Annotated in this window: 14 protein-coding genes and 5 tRNA genes; all 19 read right to left on the bottom strand. The window is 69.2% G+C overall.

Annotated elements, in window-relative coordinates:
* Nucleotides 1–184 precede the first annotated feature (184 nt).
* The 19 genes from rpsL to rlmB all read right to left on the bottom strand — a co-directional run bounded on the left by rpsL (nucleotide 185) and on the right by rlmB (nucleotide 18340).
* Entirely contained in the window at nucleotides 185–559 is a 375-nt protein-coding gene (rpsL, locus tag THESUDRAFT_RS00985; RefSeq protein ID WP_006902828.1) for a 30S ribosomal protein S12, read from the bottom strand.
* A 46-nt stretch (nucleotides 560–605) separates the two neighbouring features.
* Nucleotides 606–857 carry a ribosomal L7Ae/L30e/S12e/Gadd45 family protein gene (locus THESUDRAFT_RS00980; protein WP_006902827.1) on the bottom strand — a complete coding sequence of 84 codons (252 nt, stop codon included), beginning with the start codon at nucleotides 855–857 and terminating at the stop codon, nucleotides 606–608.
* A gap of 251 nt (nucleotides 858–1108) precedes the next feature.
* The gene (rpoC, locus tag THESUDRAFT_RS00975; protein ID WP_006902826.1) at nucleotides 1109–4891 is read right to left on the bottom strand and encodes a DNA-directed RNA polymerase subunit beta'; all 3783 of its coding nucleotides are present in this window, start codon (nucleotides 4889–4891) and stop codon (nucleotides 1109–1111) included.
* A 3-nt stretch (nucleotides 4892–4894) separates the two neighbouring features.
* On the bottom strand, nucleotides 4895–8608 hold the full coding sequence (rpoB, locus tag THESUDRAFT_RS00970) for a DNA-directed RNA polymerase subunit beta (RefSeq protein ID WP_006902825.1): 3714 nt from the start codon (nucleotides 8606–8608) through the stop codon (nucleotides 4895–4897).
* Between the two features lie 668 nt (nucleotides 8609–9276).
* Nucleotides 9277–9660 (bottom strand): 50S ribosomal protein L7/L12, encoded by a 384-nt coding sequence (rplL, locus tag THESUDRAFT_RS00965; RefSeq protein WP_006902824.1) that lies wholly within the window; start codon nucleotides 9658–9660, stop codon nucleotides 9277–9279.
* Between the two features lie 78 nt (nucleotides 9661–9738).
* Nucleotides 9739–10266, bottom strand: a complete 528-nt coding sequence (gene rplJ, locus THESUDRAFT_RS00960; protein ID WP_006902823.1) for a 50S ribosomal protein L10 — start codon at nucleotides 10264–10266, stop codon at nucleotides 9739–9741.
* 421 nt (nucleotides 10267–10687) lie between these two features.
* Complete coding sequence (gene rplA, locus THESUDRAFT_RS00955; RefSeq protein ID WP_006902822.1) at nucleotides 10688–11389, bottom strand: 50S ribosomal protein L1; 702 nt, start codon at nucleotides 11387–11389, stop codon at nucleotides 10688–10690.
* 98 nt (nucleotides 11390–11487) lie between these two features.
* The gene (gene rplK, locus THESUDRAFT_RS00950; RefSeq protein ID WP_006902821.1) at nucleotides 11488–11916 is read right to left on the bottom strand and encodes a 50S ribosomal protein L11; all 429 of its coding nucleotides are present in this window, start codon (nucleotides 11914–11916) and stop codon (nucleotides 11488–11490) included.
* A 140-nt stretch (nucleotides 11917–12056) separates the two neighbouring features.
* Complete coding sequence (gene nusG, locus THESUDRAFT_RS00945) at nucleotides 12057–12767, bottom strand: transcription termination/antitermination protein NusG (RefSeq protein WP_006902820.1); 711 nt, start codon at nucleotides 12765–12767, stop codon at nucleotides 12057–12059.
* A 449-nt stretch (nucleotides 12768–13216) separates the two neighbouring features.
* Nucleotides 13217–13432, bottom strand: coding sequence for a preprotein translocase subunit SecE (gene secE / locus THESUDRAFT_RS00940; protein WP_207635409.1), 216 nt, complete (start codon nucleotides 13430–13432; stop codon nucleotides 13217–13219).
* 236 nt (nucleotides 13433–13668) lie between these two features.
* A tRNA-Trp gene (locus THESUDRAFT_RS00935) sits at nucleotides 13669–13746 on the bottom strand.
* Between the two features lie 270 nt (nucleotides 13747–14016).
* Entirely contained in the window at nucleotides 14017–14166 is a 150-nt protein-coding gene (gene rpmG / locus THESUDRAFT_RS00930; RefSeq protein ID WP_006902818.1) for a 50S ribosomal protein L33, read from the bottom strand.
* A 238-nt stretch (nucleotides 14167–14404) separates the two neighbouring features.
* Entirely contained in the window at nucleotides 14405–15592 is a 1188-nt protein-coding gene (gene tuf, locus THESUDRAFT_RS00925; RefSeq protein ID WP_006902817.1) for an elongation factor Tu, read from the bottom strand.
* Nucleotides 15593–15863: 271 nt separating this feature from the next.
* Nucleotides 15864–15936 (bottom strand) — tRNA-Thr (locus THESUDRAFT_RS00920).
* A 37-nt stretch (nucleotides 15937–15973) separates the two neighbouring features.
* Nucleotides 15974–16050: transfer RNA gene (locus tag THESUDRAFT_RS00915), tRNA-Met, on the bottom strand.
* Between the two features lie 5 nt (nucleotides 16051–16055).
* Nucleotides 16056–16138, bottom strand: a tRNA-Tyr gene (locus tag THESUDRAFT_RS00910).
* A gap of 106 nt (nucleotides 16139–16244) precedes the next feature.
* Nucleotides 16245–16316, bottom strand: a tRNA-Thr gene (locus tag THESUDRAFT_RS00905).
* A 330-nt stretch (nucleotides 16317–16646) separates the two neighbouring features.
* Entirely contained in the window at nucleotides 16647–17330 is a 684-nt protein-coding gene (sigH, locus tag THESUDRAFT_RS00900) for an RNA polymerase sporulation sigma factor SigH (RefSeq protein WP_051009215.1), read from the bottom strand.
* 218 nt (nucleotides 17331–17548) lie between these two features.
* A complete protein-coding gene (gene rlmB, locus THESUDRAFT_RS00895; protein WP_242823199.1) occupies nucleotides 17549–18340 on the bottom strand; it encodes a 23S rRNA (guanosine(2251)-2'-O)-methyltransferase RlmB in 792 nt (263 codons plus the stop codon).
* Nucleotides 18341–18378 lie beyond the last annotated feature (38 nt).

Genomic DNA, 18378 nt, shown 5'->3' with positions numbered 1-18378 from the left:
CATCAGGGCCAGCCCGGCCCCTGACACGCCACGACGCCCGCTCCGGGCGTAAAAAATTCCTCGCCAGCTCCCGGGACGAACCCGCCCCGCGCCTGCAGGGCCACCGGCGGCGAGGATGCGCCCGGCAGCGGGCGCCCGCAGGGGCCGCCCGCCGGCCGCGAGCCCGTGATTCAGCCGACAGCCGTCAGGACTTGGGCCGCTTGGCCCCGTACTTGGACCGCCCCTGGCGGCGCTTCTCGACCCCGGCGGCATCCAGCGCGCCCCGGATGATCTGATAGCGCACGCCCGGCAGGTCCTTCACGCGACCGCCGTGGACCAGCACCACCGAGTGCTCCTGGAGGTTGTGGCCCTCACCGGGGATGTAGGCCGTCACCTCGACGCCGTTGGTCAGGCGCACCCGGGCGATCTTCCGCAGGGCGGAATTGGGCTTCTTGGGCGTCGTGGTGCGCACCTGCAGGCACACGCCGCGCTTCTGGGGGTTGCCCCGCAGCGCCGGCGCACCCGTCCGGCGGGTCACCCGCTCGCGCCCCTTGCGCACCAGCTGGTTGATCGTCGGCATCGAGCGTCACCTCCTTCCCATCCCGGGCCAGGGGGCCGCCGCCGCCTCATTCTTCGAGAATGGCGGCGGAGGCGGCCCCGACCTTGATCCGGCAAGCGCTTCCCAGTTCGCGCATGGTGTCGACGTATTCCACCGCGATGCCGCGCGCCTGGCAGGCCTGCACCAGGTCGCGCACCACGTGGGCTTCCGCGTCGCGGGCCACGTAAACCTGCAACGCCTCGCCCTTCAGGACCGCCTTCAGGGTCTGCTTGGTACCGACGGTGCGGCGCCGGGCCGCCCGCAGGCGATCCAGGGACATCCCTCACTGGCCCTCCTTCGTGCGGCCGCCCTCCGGCCGCCCCCGATTCATCAGGCCAAGACACACTAGGTAAGTGTAGCACCGGCCCTTTTTCAGTGTCAACGCGAGTCGCCTCGCCGCCGGGGCGCCTGGCGGGACGGCGCGGTGGCGCCTCGGGTGCGCACCGCCTGCCTCCGGGCGGGCCGGCCCGCCGCACGGCCGCAGTACCCGACTCAGGGCGGGCCCGCCCGCCCCACGGCCGGCCCGCCGGGTCATTCCGCGGCGGGCTCGTCGCCGGCCACCCCGGCACCGCCCGCCTCCGGGCCTTCCCCGGCGCCGGCTTCCTCCACCGGCGAGCCGTCGCCCGCGCCCGGACCGGCGGTACCGGCAGCCTCCTCCAGCAGCGCGGCGCCGTCGCTGCCCGCGGCCAGGGCCTGGGGGAGCACGTGGCCGTTGGCGGTGCCGTCCAGCGCCCCGTCGCCGGCGGCGGCCACCGCGCCGTCCTCACCCAGGGCGCGGGCCGCCAGGGTCTCGCTGCGGCGGGCCTGGGCCATGACCTCCCGCTCGGTCTTGCCCTCGACCAGGATCTGCATCCGGCGATAGCGGCTCATGCCGGTTCCGGCCGGGATCAGCTTGCCGATGATGACGTTCTCCTTGAGGCCCAGCAGGGGGTCGGTCTTCCCCTTGATGGCCGCCTCCGTCAGGACCCGGGTGGTTTCCTGGAAGGAGGCCGCGGAGAGGAAGGATTCGGTGGCCAGCGCCGCCTTGGTGATGCCCAGCAGCACCGGCCGGGCCGTGGCCGGCCGCGCCCCCTCGGGCAGCTGGGCGTTAGCCTCCTCCAGCTCGAAGACGTCGACCAGGCCGCCCGGCAAGAGGTCGGTGTCCCCGGCGTCCTCCACCTTCACCTTGCGCATCATCTGGCGGATGATGATCTCGATGTGCTTGTCGTTGATGTCCACGCCCTGCATGCGGTAGACCTTCTGGACTTCCTGCAGCAGGTAGAGCTGGACGGCCTGCACGCCCCGCACCTTGAGGATGTCGTGGGGGTTGATGGGCCCCTCGGTCAGCACGTCGCCGGGTTCCACCCGGTCCCCGTCGCGGACCAGGAGGCGGGCACCGAAGGGCACGGTGTAGGCCTCCCAGGTGCCGTCGTCGCTGATGACCCGCACCTCGCGCCGCTGCTTGGTCTCGACCACCTTGACGGTGCCGCCGACCTCCGTCATCACCGCCTGGCCCTTGGGCTTGCGGGCCTCGAACAGCTCCTCGACCCGCGGCAGGCCCTGGGTGATGTCCTCGCCAGCCACGCCGCCGGTGTGGAAGGTGCGCATGGTCAGCTGGGTGCCCGGCTCGCCGATGGACTGGGCGGCGATGGTCCCCACCGCCTCGCCGATGTTGACCATCTTGCCCGTCGCCAAATCGCGCCCGTAGCAGCGGGCGCAGACGCCGTAGCGCGAGCGGCAGGCCAGCACGGAGCGGATCTCCACCTGCTCGATGCCGGCGTCCACGATGGCCTGGGCCCGGTCCTCGTCGATCTCTTCACCCGCCGGCACGATGACCTCGCCCGTCTCGGGGTGCACCACGTCGCGGACGGCGATGCGGCCCACGATGCGGTCCTGCAGGGATTCGATGACTTCCTCCCCGTCCCGGATCTCCGACACCATGATGCCCTCGGTGGTGCCGCAGTCTTCCTCCCGGACGATGACGTCCTGGGACACGTCCACCAGGCGCCGGGTCAGGTAACCGGAGTCGGCCGTGCGCAGGGCCGTGTCGGCCAGGCCCTTGCGGGCGCCGTGGGTGGAGGTGAAGTACTCCAGCACGGTGAGGCCCTCGCGGAAGTTGGCCCGCACCGGCTGCTCGATGATCCGGCCCGAGGGGTCGGTCATCAGGCCGCGCATGCCGCCCAGCTGGGCGATCTGGGTCAGGTTGCCCCGGGCGCCGGAGATGGCCATCATGTAGACCGGGTTGAAGTAGTCCAGGACCTGGGTCAGCTCCTGGGTCACCTTGTCCTTCGTCCGGTTCCAGATGTCGATGATCTTCTGATAGCGCTCTTCGGCGCTGATCAGGCCCCGGCGGTACTGGCTCTCCACCTGCTCCACCTGGGCTTCGGCCTCGGCGATGTACTCGGCCTTGCGCTCGGGGATCTTCACGTCCCCGATGGCGATGGACGCCCCGGCCTGGGTGGCGAAGCGGAAGCCCAGTTCCTTGACGGCGTCCAGCATCTCCACCGTCTTGGCGTAACCCAGGCGCCGGAAGCTCTCGGCCACGATGTCGCCCAGCTTCTTCTTGTCGACCACCTGGTTGACGAACCGGAGTTCCACGGGCAGGGCCTCGTTGAAGATCACCCGGCCCACCGTGGTCTCCAGCAGCCGCCGCCCCTGGGCCGTCTCCACCCGCGCCTTGATCCGGGCGTGGACCTCCACCTGCTTGAGCTGGTAGGCCAGCAGCACCTCATCGGCGGAGCTGAAGATCCGGCCCTCGCCCCGGGCGCCCTCCCGCTCCAGGGTCAGGTAGAAGGAACCCAGCACCATGTCCTGGGTGGGCGTCACCACGGGCTTGCCGTCCTTGGGGTTCAGCAGGTTGTGGATCGACATCATGAGGACCCGGGCCTCAGCCTGGGCCTCCGCCGACAGGGGCACGTGCACCGCCATCTGGTCGCCGTCGAAGTCGGCGTTGTACGCCGTGCAGACCAGCGGGTGGATCTGGATGGCGCGGCCCTCCACCAGCACCGGCTCGAAGGCCTGGATGCCCAGGCGGTGCAGGGTGGGCGCGCGGTTCAGCAGGACGGGGTGCTCCTTGATGACCTCCTCCAGGACATCCCAGACCTCGTCCCGCACCCGCTCCACCATGCGCTTGGCGCTCTTGATGTTGTGGGCGTAACCCAGCTGCACCAGCCGCTTCATCACGAAGGGCTTGAACAGCTCCAGGGCCATCTCCTTCGGCAAGCCGCACTGGTGCATCTTCAGCCGCGGGCCCACCACGATGACCGAGCGGCCCGAGTAGTCCACGCGCTTGCCCAGCAGGTTCTGGCGGAAGCGGCCCTGCTTGCCCTTCAGCATGTCGGACAGGGACTTGAGGGGCCGGTTGCCCGGACCCGTGACCGGCCGGCCCCGCCGGCCGTTGTCGATCAGGGCGTCCACCGCCTCCTGCAGCATGCGCTTCTCGTTGCGGACGATGATGTCCGGCGCGCCCAGGTCCAGCAGCCGCTTGAGCCGGTTGTTGCGGTTGATCACCCGCCGGTAGAGGTCGTTGAGGTCCGATGTGGCGAAGCGGCCGCCGTCCAGCTGGACCATGGGCCGCAGGTCGGGCGGGATGACCGGGATGGCCTCGAGGATCATCCAGGTCGGGTCGTTGCCCGACTTGCGGAAGGCTTCGACCACCTCCAGCCGCCGGACGGCCCGCAGGCGGCGCTGGCCGCTGGAGTTGCGGATCTCGGCCCGCAGCTCCTCGGCCAGTTCGTCCAGGTCGATCCGCTCCAGAAGCTCCTTGACCGCCTCGGCGCCCATGCCGGCGCGGAAGGCGTTGCCGTACTTCTCCCGGGCCTCCCGGTACTCCGTCTCCGTCAGCAGCTGCTTCTCCATCAGCGCCGTCTCGCCCGGGTCGATCACCACGTACGCGGCGAAGTAGAGCACCCGCTCCAGGGCCCGGGGCGACATGTCCAGAAGCAGGCCCAGCCGCGAGGGGATGCCCTTGAAGTACCAGATGTGGCAGACGGGCGCCGCCAGCTCGATGTGCCCCATGCGCTCGCGGCGGACCTTGGCCTGCGTCACCTCGACGCCGCAGCGGTCGCAGACGATGCCCTTGTAGCGGACCCGCTTGTACTTGCCGCAGTGGCACTCCCAGTCCTTGGTCGGGCCGAAGATGCGCTCGCAGAAGAGGCCGTCCCGCTCCGGCTTCAGGGTGCGGTAGTTGATGGTCTCGGGCTTCTTCACCTCGCCCTTGGACCACTCCCGGATCTTCTCGGGCGAGGCCAGGCTGATGCGGATGGCGTCAAAGTGGTTGACGTCCTGGGCAAGCCCGTCGCCGATGCGGTCCTGGAAGCTCTCGATGGTCTTCATGCCTCACTCGCCCCCTCCGCTGGCCCGCAGGTCGTCGTCGTCCTCGTCACCGGGCGCGCCCGCCTCGTCCTCCCCGTCGGCGGGTTCGTCCGCCGCGTCGTCGCCCACGTCAGCGAGGTCGAAGCCGGCATCCAGGTCGGTGTCGTCATAGGCGTCCGGGCTGTCCCCCCAGTCGCCCTCACCGGCCTCGTCACCTTCCAGGCCTTCGTCGCCGGCCCCGTCATAATCGCCGTACCCGTCACCCTCGTCGTACGAACCGGCCTCGGCCGCCCGCCGGCCCGCCCGCACCCGGGCGCCCGCCCGGGCCAGCTCGCCCAGGTCCAGGTCCAGCTCGCCGCCGGTGTCGGCGGCTTCCTCGTCCTCCCGCAACACGATCTCCCGGTTGTCCTCGCTCAGGATCTTCACGTCCAGACCCAGGCTCTGCATCTCCTTGATCAGGACCTTGAACGACTCGGGCACGCCCGGCTCGGGCACGTTCTCGCCCTTGACGATGGCCTCGTACGTCTTCACCCGGCCCACCACGTCGTCGGACTTGACGGTCAGCAGCTCCTGCAGGGTGTAGGCGGCGCCGTAGGCCTCCAGGGCCCACACCTCCATCTCGCCGAAGCGCTGGCCGCCGAACTGGGCCTTTCCGCCCAGGGGCTGCTGGGTGACCAGCGAGTACGGCCCGGTGGAGCGGGCGTGGATCTTGTCGTCCACCAGGTGGGCCAGCTTGAGCATGTAGACGTAGCCCACCGTCACCTCGTTGTCGAAGGGCTCGCCGGTGCGGCCGTCATACAGCACGGTCTTGCCCGACTCGGGCAGGCCCGCCTTGCGCAAAAGCTCCCGGATGCTCTCCTCGCCGGTGCCGTCGAACACCGGGGTCGCCACCCACAGCCCCAGGGCCTTGGCCGCCCAGCCCAGGTGGCACTCCAGGATCTGGCCGATGTTCATGCGCGAGGGGACCCCCAGAGGGTTGAGGACGATGTCCACCGGCGTGCCGTCGGGGAGGAAGGGCATGTCTTCCTCCGGCATGATGCGGGCGATGACGCCCTTGTTGCCGTGGCGGCCGGCCATCTTGTCGCCCTCGGAGATCTTGCGCTTCTGGGCCACGTAGACCTGGACCAGCTGGTTGACGCCCGGCGCCAGCTCGTCGCCGTTCTCCCGGGAGAAGACCTTGACGTCGACCACGATGCCGCTCTCGCCGTGGGGCACCCGCAGGGAGGTATCCCGCACCTCCCGCGCCTTCTCACCGAAGATGGCGCGCAGGAGCCGCTCCTCGGCGGTGAGCTCCGTCTCGCCCTTGGGCGTCACCTTGCCGACCAGGATGTCCCCTGCCCGGACCTCGGCCCCGATGCGGATGATGCCGCGCTCGTCCAGGTCGCGCAGCTGGTCTTCGCCCACGTTGGGGATGTCGCGGGTGATCTCCTCCGGACCCAGCTTGGTGTCGCGGGCCTCGCACTCGTACTCCTCGATGTGGATCGAGGTGAAGACGTCATCCTTGACCAGCCGCTCGCTGATCAGGATGGCGTCCTCATAGTTGTAGCCCTCCCAGGGCATGAAGGCGACCAGCACGTTGCGGCCCAGGGCCAGCTCGCCGTGGTCGGTGGAGGGGCCGTCGGCCAGGACGTCGCCCTTCTCCACCCGCTGGCCCTTGCGCACCAGCGGCCGCTGGTTGAAGCACGTGCCCTGGTTGGAACGCTCGAACTTCATCAGGTGGTAGGTGTCCCGCTGGCCGTCCTCGGTTTCGACCACGATCTCGCGGGCCGTCACCCGCCGCACGGTGCCCGCCCGGCGGGCGGTGATCACCACCCCCGAGTCCACGGCGGTGCGGTACTCGACGCCCGTGCCCACCAGGGGGGCCTCGGTGCGGATCAGGGGGACCGCCTGGCGCTGCATGTTGGCCCCCATCAGGGCGCGGTTGGCGTCGTCGTGCTCCAGGAACGGGATCAGCGCCGTCGCGATGGAGAACACCTGCTTGGGCGAGACGTCCATGTAGTCGATCTCTTCGGGCGCGGCCAGGCGCACCTCGTCGCGGAAGCGCACGGCCACCCGCTTCTCCTTGAAGTACCCGTTCTCATCCAGCTCGGCGTTGGCCTGGGCGATGACGCACTCGTCCTCCTCATCGGCCGTGAGGTAGACCACGTCGTCGGTCACCCGGCCCTTTTCCACCCTCCGGTACGGCGTCTCGATGAAGCCGTACTCGTTCACCCGGGCATAGGTCGCCATGGCGCCGATCAAGCCGATGTTGGGACCTTCCGGCGTCTCGATGGGGCACATGCGCCCGTAGTGGGAGTGGTGCACGTCCCGCACGTCGAACCCGGCCCGCTCCCGGCTCAGGCCGCCGGGCCCCAGGGCCGACAGCCGGCGCTTGTGGGTGAGCTCGGAGAGCGGGTTCGTCTGGTCCATGAACTGGCTGAGCTGGCTGGAGCCGAAGAACTCCTTGACCGCCGCCACCACGGGCCGGATGTTGATCAGCGCCTGGGGCGTGATGGCGTCGGCGTCCTGGATGCTCATGCGCTCCTTGATGACCCGCTCCATCCGCGCCAGGCCGATGCGGAACTGGTTCTGCAGGAGCTCGCCCACCGAGCGCAGGCGGCGGTTGCCCAGATGGTCGATGTCGTCGGTGGTGCCGACGCCGGCAAACAGGCCGAAGGCGTAGTTGATGATGGCGGCGATGTCTTCCCGGGTCAGGGTGCGGACCGTGGTGTCGGGCTGGCCGTTGCCCAGGACCACCACCTCGCGGTCCTCGGGGGTGCGCACCCGCACCCGCCGCACGCCCGCCGCCTGGACCCGCTGGGCCAGCTGGCGGTCGAACCGCTGGCCCGCCTCCACGATCCGCTCCCCCGTCTGGGGATCCACCACGTCTTCCGCGGCGTAAAGGCCGATGAGCCGCGCCCGCAGGTTGAGCTTCTTGTTCATCTTGTAGCGGCCCACGGCCGCCAGATCGTAGCGCTTGGGGTCGAAGAACAGGTTGTCCAGAAGCTGGCGGGCGCTCTCGTCGGTGGGCGGTTCCCCGGGCCGCAGGCGCTTGTAGATCTCGATCAGGGCCTCGGCCTGGGAGTCGGTGTTGTCCTTGTCCAGGGTGGCCCGGACGTGTTCGGTATCGCCCAGCAGCTCCAGCAGCTCGGCATCGGTCTGGTAGCCCAGGGCCCGCAGCAGCACGGTGGCGGGCTGCTTCCGGGTGCGGTCGACCCGCACATACACCACGCCGCTGGCATCGGTCTCAAACTCCAGCCAGGCACCGCGGTTGGGGATCACCGTGGCCGAATAGAGCGGGTTGCCGTTGGCGTCATAGTCCACGCTGTAGTAGACGCCTGGCGAGCGGACCAGCTGGCTGACCACGACGCGCTCGGCGCCGTTGATCACGAAGGTGCCGTGCTCGGTCATCAGCGGGAAGTCTCCCATGAAGACCTCCTGCTCCTTGACCTCGCCCGTTTCCTTATTAATGAGGCGCACCCTCACCCGCATGGGCGCAGCGTAGGTGACGTCCCGGTCCTTGCACTCCTGGACGGAATACTTGGGCTCGCCCAGCGAATAGTCCACGAACTCCAGCACCAGGTTGCCCGTGAAGTCCTGAATGGGCGAGATGTCCTGGAAGGTCTCCTTCAGGCCTTCGTTGAGGAACCACCGGTAGGAGTTCAGCTGCACCTCGATCAGGTTGGGCAGGTCCAGGACTTCGTGGATGCGCCCGAAGCTCAGCCGCTCGCGCTTCCCGCTCTTGACCACGTGCGGCATGCCTTCACACCCCTTCGGCAGAGGATCCGCCATCGTTGCGCCCGTCCGCCCCTGCCGCCCGGCACGGCAGGGCCAGCCGCTCGCCGGCGGCCCGGAGCGGCGCCGCCGGTTCGACCACCACCCGGCCCTGGCAACGCCCGGGCCGGTCCCTTCCCTGCGGTCACCTCCGGTTCATACCCTTTACACAGGCGGCCCATCCCCAGAGGGATCAAGGTGGCAAGCAAATCGCCACAAGCATGGAGTCCACTTGCAGGAACTATGCGTCCCGGCGCCGAACCACCAGGCAAAGGATGGCGGCACCATGGTCGTGCGGGCTCCGGGGATTGTCCCGGGGTCGGTGGGTCTTGTGCGCATGGTCACCTGCCACTGACGGAAACCAATAACAGTGGCAAGGTATAATGCTAGCGCAAGGGCATACCCCTGTCAATGCCGCCAGCCTGTCCCACGGTTTCCCGCAGCAGCCGAAGGGTAAGGCCCACCCGGTCGGGATGGGCTTTCTTGTTGGCGGCTTACTGGCGGCCTTCTGGTGGCACCCCGCCGTCGTCCTTTGGGCCTGCACGGCGCCATCATGCGGGCCTGCACAGCGGGCCTAAAAGGAGTAGGCGCCGGTGCCGCCCCGCAGGACCGCACCGGCGCCGCAACCCAGCGTCTCGCCCCAGCCCACGGTCTTACTGGATCTCCACCGTGGCGCCCACTTCGGCGAGCTTGGCCTTGATCTGCTCCGCCTCTTCCTTGGAGGCGCCCTCCTTGATCGGCTTGGGCGCGTTGTCCACCAGGTCCTTGGCTTCCTTCAGGCCGAGACCCGTCAGCTCGCGCACGACCTTGATGACCTGGATCTTGTTGGCGCCCACGTCCTTGAGGATGACGTTGAACTCCGTCTTCTCCTCCTCGGCCGCCGGAGCCGCGGCGCCCGCCGCGGCCGCGGGCGCGGCCACCGCCACCGGAGCCGCCGCGGAGACGCCGAACTCCTCCTCGAACTTCTTGACCAGCTCCGCCAGCTCCAGCACGGTCATGCCCTTCACGATGTCCAGCACTTCCTGCACCTTGGACACCGCAATCCCTCCTCGTGGGGTCATGTTGGGGTGGCCGGAATTCCGTCCGGCCACCGGTCTTAAGCGGGACGCACCGGCTCAGGCCTGCGCCTCCCGCTGGCGCCGCAGCGCGTCGACGGCGTAGACGAAGGACCGCAGAGTGGCCGCCAGGACGCCGGCCAGGCCGTACAGGGGCGCCTGCATGCCGCCCATGACCTTGGCCAGCAACTCCTCCCGGGAGGGCAGGTCGGCCAGCTGCTGGACCTCCTTGACACCGATGATCCGGCCGTCCAGGAGGCCGCCCTTGATCTGCAGCTGGTTGTACTCCCGGGCGAAGCGGGAAAGCTCCTTGGCCGCCACCACCGGATCGTCGAAGCCGAAGGCCAGGGCCGTGGGCCCCTCCAGCAAGGGGTCCAGGCCCTCGATGCCTGCCTTCTCCGCCGCCCGGCGGATCAGGGTGTTCTTGATGACCCGGTACTCCACGCCCTGGGCGCGCAGGCGCCGGCGCAGCTCCGTGGTCGCGGCCACGTTCAGCCCGCGGAAATCCGTAAGGATCACGCCCTGGGCGCGCTGCAACTTGCCTGCCAGGTCTTCCACCAGCGCTTCCTTCTGGGCCCTGTTGAGCAAGGTGTCACCCCCTTCCGGGCCGGACCGCCCGGTGCCGGGGAACAAGAAACCCCGGCGGCTCCCGCCGGGGTACGGTTGCAGCACGGGTTCGAGTCAGGACCCGGCGGGTCGAACCCGCCCCCGCGGCCCGAGGCCGCGGCCACCGGGGACGGCGCCCCGCCGCGGCCGCCCGCCGGCCGCACGGCCGTCAGCAGGCATGACCGGAGGTGACCGGGGCGCCTCCATCGTCCGATGGGGCCTGTCCTGACCGGCTGTCACCGTTACCTCGGCAGGCGGGCCCGGACGGCCCTTTAAGCACAGGCACCTGCTGTCTGCGGTAACGCCTTGCGGCGGGCGGGCCTGGCGGCCCGCCCGCCGTGCTCACCGTGAAGAAAGGAAACCAGAACTTCGGCCCCGGAGCAAGCCCTCGGGCCGAAAGATGTCAAGCCACCTGCCCGACGGCCGTCGGGCGGATGCGGATGCCCGGACCCATGGTGGACGAGACCGTGACCGAGCGGATGTACTGGCCCTTCGCTGCCGCGGGGCGGGCCCGCACCACGGCCTCAACCAGGGCATCCAGGTTCTCCTTGAGCTGTTCGACGGTGAAGGACACCTTGCCGATGGGGACGTGGACGTTGCCCGCCTTGTCGGTGCGGAACTCCACCTTACCGGCCTTGAACTCCCGCACCGCGTCGGCCACCTCGAAGGTCACGGTCCCCGTCTTGGGGTTGGGCATCAGCCCGCGCGGGCCCAGGATGCGGCCCAGACGCCCCACCACACCCATCATGTCGGGGGTGGCGATGGCCACGTCGAAGTCCAGCCAGCCCTGCTGGATGCGCTCGGCCAGCTCTTCCGCCCCCACGACGTCGGCGCCGGCCGCCTCGGCGGCCTTGGCCGGCTCGCCCTTGGCAAAGACCAGCACCCGCACGGTCCGGCCGGTGCCGTGGGGCAGGGTGACGGTGCCGCGCACCACCTGGTCCGCGTGGCGCGGATCCACGCCCAGGCGCAGGGCCACCTCCACCGTCTCGTCAAAGCGGGCCGAGGCCAGCTCCTTCACCTTGGCCAGGGCCTCTTCGGGCTCGTAGAGGCGCTGGCGGTCCACCTGGGCCGCCGCACCCCGATAGCGCTTGCCGTGCTTCGGCATACAAGATCCACCTCCGTGGTCCGGACGACGGCCTTGCAGCCGTCTCCCACAGGTGATTCATGGAAGAACAGGCCGATCAGGCTCGGGGCGGGCCCGCGTCAGGCCTCGACCACTTCGATGCCCATGCTGCGGGCGGTGCCCTCGATCAGCCGCATGGCGGCTTCCACGTCCGCCGCGTTCAGATCGGGCATCTTGAGCTCCGCGATCTCCCGGATCTGCTTCCGGGTGACGCGGCCGACCTTGTTCTTGTTGGGCGCGCCCGACCCCTTCTCGACGCCCGCCGCCCGGGCCAGCAGGATGGAGGCCGGGGGCGTCTTGGTGATGAAGGTGAAGGACCGGTCCTGGTAGACCGTAATCTCCACGGGGATGATCAGGCCCACCTGGTCCTTGGTGCGCTCGTTGAACTCCTTGGTGAAGGCCATGATGTTGACGCCATGCTGGCCCAAAGCCGGACCGACCGGCGGCGCCGGTGTGGCCTTGCCGGCCGGAATCTGCAGCTTGATCTTGCCGATGACCTTCTTGGCCACGTCGCCTCTCCTCCCGCTCCCGCAGCGTCCCGCCCGCCGGCCGCGGGTCCCGCGGCCGGCACCTGCACCAGGGTCCGGCCCGCCGGACCGCACGGAAGCCGCCGGCCGGCACCGGGCGGGCGGCCACGGTCACTGCACCATTAAAGCTTCTCGACCTGGGTGAAGTCCAGCTCCACCGGAGTTTCCCGGCCGAACATGGAGACCAGGACCCGCAGCTTGCCCTTCTGGTGGTCGATGGTCTCCACCTGGCCGATGAAGCCCTCGAAGGGCCCGTCGGCCACCTTGACGGACTCGCCCACCTCGAACCGGATGAGCGGCCGCGGTTCGTCGACGCCCATCTGCCGGCGGATCTGCTCGACCTCCGACGGCAGAAGGGGCGTGGGCTTGCTCCCGGCCCCCACGAAGCCCGTAACCCCCGGCGTGTTGCGCACCACATACCAGGAGTCGTCGGTCATGATCATGTCGACCAGCACGTACCCCGGGAAGACCTTGCGCTGCACGGTGCGCCGCTTGCCGTCTTTGACCTCGATGGCCTCCTCGGTGGGAACAAGGACCTCGAAGATCTTGTCCTGCATGCCCATGGTGCGCACGCGCTTCTCGATGTTCGCCTTGACCTTGTTCTCGTATCCGGAGTAGGTGTGGATCACGTACCATTGCCGGCGGGGGTCGCTCGGGGCCGGCGGCTGGCCCGTGCTCTCCGGGACCGTTTCCCGGCCGGCCGCCTCCGGGCCGTCTCCCGCGGCGGCCCCTGCCGCTCCATCGCCGCGTCCTGGCGCGGCGGGCCCGTCCAGTGCCCCGCCGGTCCCCGGCTCGTCGGATCGGAATTCTTCCGCATGCCGCTCTCGCACCATGGTCGCGGGTTCCCGAGGAACCCGTCACCCCCTTCGCCTTGTGCCGGTACCGCCTGCCGCACCTGCCCTGATCCCCCGGCTCCCGGGTCACCTTACCCGGCTCGTCGCCCGCTTCCGGGTCCCCTTGCCCGGCCCGCCGGGCCCGCCCGGCCGCCGGTTCGCCCGGCGGTGCCGCCCTGGTGAAGGCACCCGTCGCCGGCCGGCGCTGCAGCGAGCTGGCGCGGGCCACCGGCCACGGCAACCGGAATGGCCGCAGCGGGAAGGGCCCGCCCCTTCCCACACTACCGGGCGTATCGCATCGGCTTCGCCGGGCGTATCACACCGGCCGGCCCTTGCTGCAGGGGCGGCGCCGCGCCGGCAGCGGCTGAGCCGTGACGGCTTGCCCGTTCAAGCCGGGAAGGGGCGCCGGATGATCCCCCTGCGATGGCCGCCATGGGTCAATGTCTGGATCAACCCGGCAAAACCAGCTGGATGACCTGCCGGATCACGAAATCCACGACCCAGATCAGGGCTGCCAGAAAGGCGACGGTGCCCAGCACCACCGCCGTGTAGGTCACGGTCTGCTGGCGGTTGGGCCAAACCACCCGGCGCAGCTCGGCTACGGTCTGGCGGAAGAACCGGGCGACCCTCTCCACCGCCCCGCGCACGGATACCCGCCTGCCCATCGCTGCATCCCTTCCTGCCGCCCCGGCCGGCCGGCTGCCCGCCGCCGGTGGGGCGACCGATCCGCGCTGCCGCGCCATGGCACCGTCACCTCACAAGGGCAAAAAAAGAAAGCCCTGGCCATGATGAGTTTTACAATCCACGTCCCCAACCCACGCACCTGCTCCCTGGCTGCACGCAGCGGCTGCGCACGGCAGGACCGCAGGCACAGAGACGCATTGGGAAGCGGAAAGAAAGATGGCAGGCCCGGAGGGATTCGAACCCCCAACCTGCGGATTTGGAGTCCGCCGCTCTAACCAGTTCGAGCTACGGGCCTGCGAATACGGCGCAAACTACGACCACAGCCCGGAACAGAAACCCGGAGCGCTTTGATTATACCTGCCCCCTGCAGGGCGGTCAATTGCCGGCACGACGGCCAGGGGGCCGGAGGGCGCTGTCCCGGACTGGGGGCCTTGCCGGGAAGGGCCGGGCTCATCCGGCGGCACCGGGCCGGGGCCTGGCGCTGGCGTCACCGGCCTCGGGCCAGGCCGCCTGCCGCCACGCCCCCCGCTCCGGCGCCTGCAGACCCCACCCTTGCCGTCAAGGATCAACGGGTCTCGCGGTGAACGGTGTGACGACCGCACCACTTGCAGTACTTGCGCAGCTCCAGCCGCGAGGTGTGGGTGCGCTTGTTCTTGGTGGTGGCGTAGTTCCGCCGCTTGCACTCGCTGCATTCCAGGTTGATGACGACGCGCATGGCTCATTCCTCCACGGCCGCCCGCCCGGACCCGCCCCACCCTCCCTTCACCGCGAGGATGCGATGACGGTGCACTGCGCCAGGGAGGACAGGTACCGGTGCGGCCGGCAGGCTGAAAGCGCAGCGGGGCAGGCGGCCCTGCCGTTTGCCCCACTGAATGTAGCACGGGGCAGGACGCCTGTCAAAGACGGCCTGCCCCGCTCGCCGCCGGAAAGCCTGCCTGCTCGCCGGCAGCGACCTACTCCAGGATCTTGGTGACGACGCCGGCGCCCACGGTGCGGCCGCCCTCGCGGATGGCGAACCGCAGCCCTTCCTCGATGGCGATGGGGGTGATCAGCTCCACCGTCATCTCGATGTTGTCCCCGGGCATGCACATCTCCACGCCCTCGGGCAGCTTGATCTCCCCCGTCACGTCCGTCGTCCGGAAGTAGAACTGCGGCCGGTACCCGTTGAAAAACGGCGTGTGCCGCCCGCCCTCTTCCTTCTTCAGCACGTACACGTTCCCCATGAACTTCTTGTGCGGGTTGATCGTCCCCGGCTTCGCCAATACCTGCCCGCGCTCGATCTCGTCCTTGTCAATCCCTCGCAGCAGGCACCCGATGTTGTCCCCCGCCACCGCCTCGTCCAGCACCTTCCGGAACATCTCCACGCCCGTCACGACCGTCTTCCGCGGCTTGTCGGTGAAGCCCACCAGCTCCACCTCGTCGCCCACCTTCACCCGGCCCCGCTCCACGCGGCCCGTCGCCACCGTGCCACGGCCCGTGATGGAGAACACGTCCTCCACCGGCATCAGGAACGGCTTATCCACGTCCCGCTGCGGCGTCGGAATGTACTCGTCCACCGCCTTCATCAGGTCCAAAATCGCCTGCTCCGCCGCCGGATCCCCTTCCAGGGCCTTCAGCGCCGACCCCTTGATCACCGGCACCTCGTCCCCCGGAAAGTCGTACTGGCTCAAAAGCTCCCGCACCTCGAGCTCCACCAGCTCCAATAGCTCCGGATCGTCCACCATGTCCACCTTGTTCAAAAACACCACGATGTACGGCACGCCCACCTGCCGCGCCAGCAAGATGTGCTCCCGCGTCTGCGGCATCGGCCCGTCCGCCGCACTCACCACCAGAATCGCCCCGTCCATCTGCGCCGCGCCCGTGATCATGTTCTTCACGTAGTCCGCGTGCCCCGGGCAGTCCACGTGCGCGTAGTGCCGCGCGTCCGTCTCGTACTCCACGTGCGCCGTCGCAATGGTGATCCCGCGCTCCCGCTCCTCCGGCGCCTTGTCGATCTGGTCGTAGGCCACAAACTGCGCCTTCCCCTGCTTCGACAGCACCTTCGTGATCGCCGCCGTCAGCGTCGTCTTCCCGTGGTCCACGTGCCCGATGGTCCCCACGTTCACGTGCGGCTTCGTCCGCTCGAACTTGGCCTTGGCCATGGGGCCACACCCTCCCGATCTGCACGGAGATTGCAGGCATTCGCCCAAAATAAGCGGCTCTATTGTACTGAACTGGATGGGGTGGGACAAGCGGACGGCAGAGGAGGAAATGGCCAGCCGGCCGGGCCCGGACGAGCCCCCGCCCCCGGGTCCCTTGCCGACGGGGGCTTCCCGCACCGCCCACCGCTGGCGCCCGCCCTTCAGGATGCCCCGCCGCGGGCAGAAACGGCATGGCCCCCGCGCCACGGCGGGGGCCATCACACCTTCCTTGAGCTGCCGGGCGGAATCGAACCGCCGACACCAGCCTTACCATGGCTGTGCTCTACCGACTGAGCTACGGCAGCCCGGGGCCGCTTCACAGGCCCACAGACAACAATCAAATGGTTGCGGGGGTGGGATTTGAACCCACGACCTCCGGGTTATGAGCCCGACGAGCTACCTGGCTGCTCTACCCCGCGTCGTGTGGAGAGGGCTGGATTCGAACCAGCGAAGGCGTAAGCCAGCAGATTTACAGTCTGCCCCGTTTGGCCGCTTCGGTACCTCTCCATGCCTGCGCTCGTCCCGCCGCGGCCGTCCCACCGGGCGACCGCTGGGCCGAACGCCGATTCTCATTATATCAGGCCTGTCAAGCGACCCCGGGGAAGGCGATCGGAGCTGGCGGACGGATTCGAACCGACAACCTGCCGCTTACAAGGCGGCTGCTCTACCGTTGAGCTACGCCAGCACGGATCCAACCGCAAGACCGATGATACCACGGGAGTCGCCCCCTCGCAACTGGCTCCCGGGGCTCCCGGCCGTCCGAGAAAACGCCACCGCCCGGGAAGCGCCCCGATGCAGGCGGCCCACGCGGCGACACCCCAGGGGACGCCCCCGGGCGGTGCCGGCGCGCTCGCCGCCGTGCTCCCGTCGCCGGGCCGCACCCGCACCCGCCCTGGCGGACCCCGGCCGCGCCGGTGCCGGCGCGCTCCGGGTGCGCACGCGCGCCCCGGCCCGCCCTTTCCCCGCGCGGCTTCCACGCACCCCGGCGGCCCCGCCAGTGCAGCCGGCCCGGGCTTCAAGCCCGGGCCGGCTGGTCCAGCTGCTGATTGCGCGATTCGATATAGCGCTCCAGCTTCCGCTTGACCCGCTGGAGGGCGTTGTCGATGGACTTGACGTGCCGGTTGAGCTCATCGGCGATCTCCTGATACGATTTGCCATCCAGGTAGGCGATCAGCACCCGCCACTCCAGCTCGCTCAGGATTTCGCCCATCTTCTGCTCGATGTCGCCAAACTCTTCCCGGCTGATGAACAGCTCCTCCGGATCCGTCACCCGCGACCCGGAGATGATATCCAGCAAGGTTCGGTCCGAATCCTCATCATAAATGGGCTTGTTGAGCGATACATAAGAATTCAAGGGAATATGCTTCTGGCGCGTGGCCGTTTTGATGGCCGTAATGATCTGGCGCGTGATGCAAAGCTCAGCAAAGGCCCTGAAGGACGACAGCTTATCGCTGCGGAAATCACGGATGGCCTTGTAAAGCCCAATCATGCCCTCCTGGATGATGTCTTCCCGGTCGGCGCCCACCAGAAAATAGGAGCGCGCTTTGGCGCGGACGAAATTCTTGTACTTTCCGATGAGGTATTCCAGCGCCTCCGGGTTTCCCTGCCGGGCGATTTCGACGATTTCTTCATCTTCCATCCGGTCCAGATCCCGATCTACCAGTGAAGACGCATGCGCCTGGGCGTTCACCGTCTCCATCGCCTCCGTCAGACAGGGTCACGGCGGCTAGCGGGGTCCGCGCGCAACGAGGGTTTGCCGTAAGGGCGGGTACCCGACAACCGGTTTTGCTCCCATGATATGCGCGAAGTTGCGGAAATACCGACCGGTGATGGCGCCTACGGGACGGAAAGCTTCCTGGTCGGAATCTACATGTGGACAAATCGCAAGGCCATTATACTGGCGTGCTTCGACAAGCGTCAAGGATGCGGGCGGGTCCCGCTTCCCCCTGCCGGACCGCTGCCGCCGGTTCCGCCGGGAGCCGCGCCGCGCTGCCGGCGCTGGCGCGCCGCCTCGAACAGCAGGATGCCGGCGGCCACCGATACGTTGAGGGACGCCACCTTCCCGGCCATGGGGATGAAGACCCGGCCGTCGCACTGCCGGAGCAGCAGCGGGGGGATGCCCCGGCCCTCGCTGCCCAGGACCAGCGCCGTGGGCCGGGTCCAGTCCCACTGGTCATAGGGCTGGGCCCCTTCCGGGTCGGCCGCCACCACCCAGACCCCTTGTTCTTTGAACCGGCGGACCACCTGATTGAGGTTGGCCACCTGGGCAACCGCCAGGTGCACCAGGGCACCGGCAGAGCTCTTGAACGCCGTGGGCCCCAGCGGCGCGCTGCGATGGACCGGGACCACCGCGCCATGGGCCCCCGCCGCCTCCGCCGAGCGGAAGACGGCACCCAGATTGTGCGGGTCCTGGATTCCGGCGCAGATCACCAGCAAAGGAGGCTCGCGCCGCCGGGATGCCACCTCCAGCAGATCCAGAGGGTCCGGTTGCGGCAAGGGGGCCGCCAGGGCGATGACCCCCTGGTGTCCCTCGGTCTGGACGCGACGCTGCAGCTCCGCCGGATCGATCTCGGTGACCGGTACGCCCCGGCGGCGGGCCAGCGCCTCCAGCTCTGCCAGGGCCGCGCCCCGCCGCCCGGCGGCCACCCAGACGTGCCGGACGGGATGGCCGCTGCGCAGGAGCTCCAGCACCGGCTGCCGCCCTTCCACCTGGAGGAACCCTGCCCCGCCGGGGGCCGCCGCGCGGG

Source organism: Thermaerobacter subterraneus DSM 13965 (assembly GCF_000183545.2).
GTDB lineage: Bacteria > Bacillota > Sulfobacillia > Thermaerobacterales > Thermaerobacteraceae > Thermaerobacter > Thermaerobacter subterraneus.
Note: the sequence above shows the minus strand (reverse complement) of the source record. Positions and strands in the feature narration are given on the sequence as shown.

Coding starts and splice junctions, on each gene's coding strand:
- nusG (WP_006902820.1), bottom strand. CDS start 12,767: ATGGTGCGAGAGCGGCATGCGGAAGAATTCCGATCCGACGAGCCGGGG.
- rpoB (WP_006902825.1), bottom strand. CDS start 8,608: ATGCCGCACGTGGTCAAGAGCGGGAAGCGCGAGCGGCTGAGCTTCGGG.
- tuf (WP_006902817.1), bottom strand. CDS start 15,592: ATGGCCAAGGCCAAGTTCGAGCGGACGAAGCCGCACGTGAACGTGGGG.
- rpmG (WP_006902818.1), bottom strand. CDS start 14,166: ATGCGCGTCGTCATCAACCTGGAATGCAGCGAGTGCAAGCGGCGGAAC.
- sigH (WP_051009215.1), bottom strand. CDS start 17,330: ATGGAGACGGTGAACGCCCAGGCGCATGCGTCTTCACTGGTAGATCGG.
- secE (WP_207635409.1), bottom strand. CDS start 13,432: ATGGGCAGGCGGGTATCCGTGCGCGGGGCGGTGGAGAGGGTCGCCCGG.
- rplA (WP_006902822.1), bottom strand. CDS start 11,389: ATGCCGAAGCACGGCAAGCGCTATCGGGGTGCGGCGGCCCAGGTGGAC.
- THESUDRAFT_RS00980 (WP_006902827.1), bottom strand. CDS start 857: ATGTCCCTGGATCGCCTGCGGGCGGCCCGGCGCCGCACCGTCGGTACC.
- rpoC (WP_006902826.1), bottom strand. CDS start 4,891: ATGAAGACCATCGAGAGCTTCCAGGACCGCATCGGCGACGGGCTTGCC.
- rpsL (WP_006902828.1), bottom strand. CDS start 559: ATGCCGACGATCAACCAGCTGGTGCGCAAGGGGCGCGAGCGGGTGACC.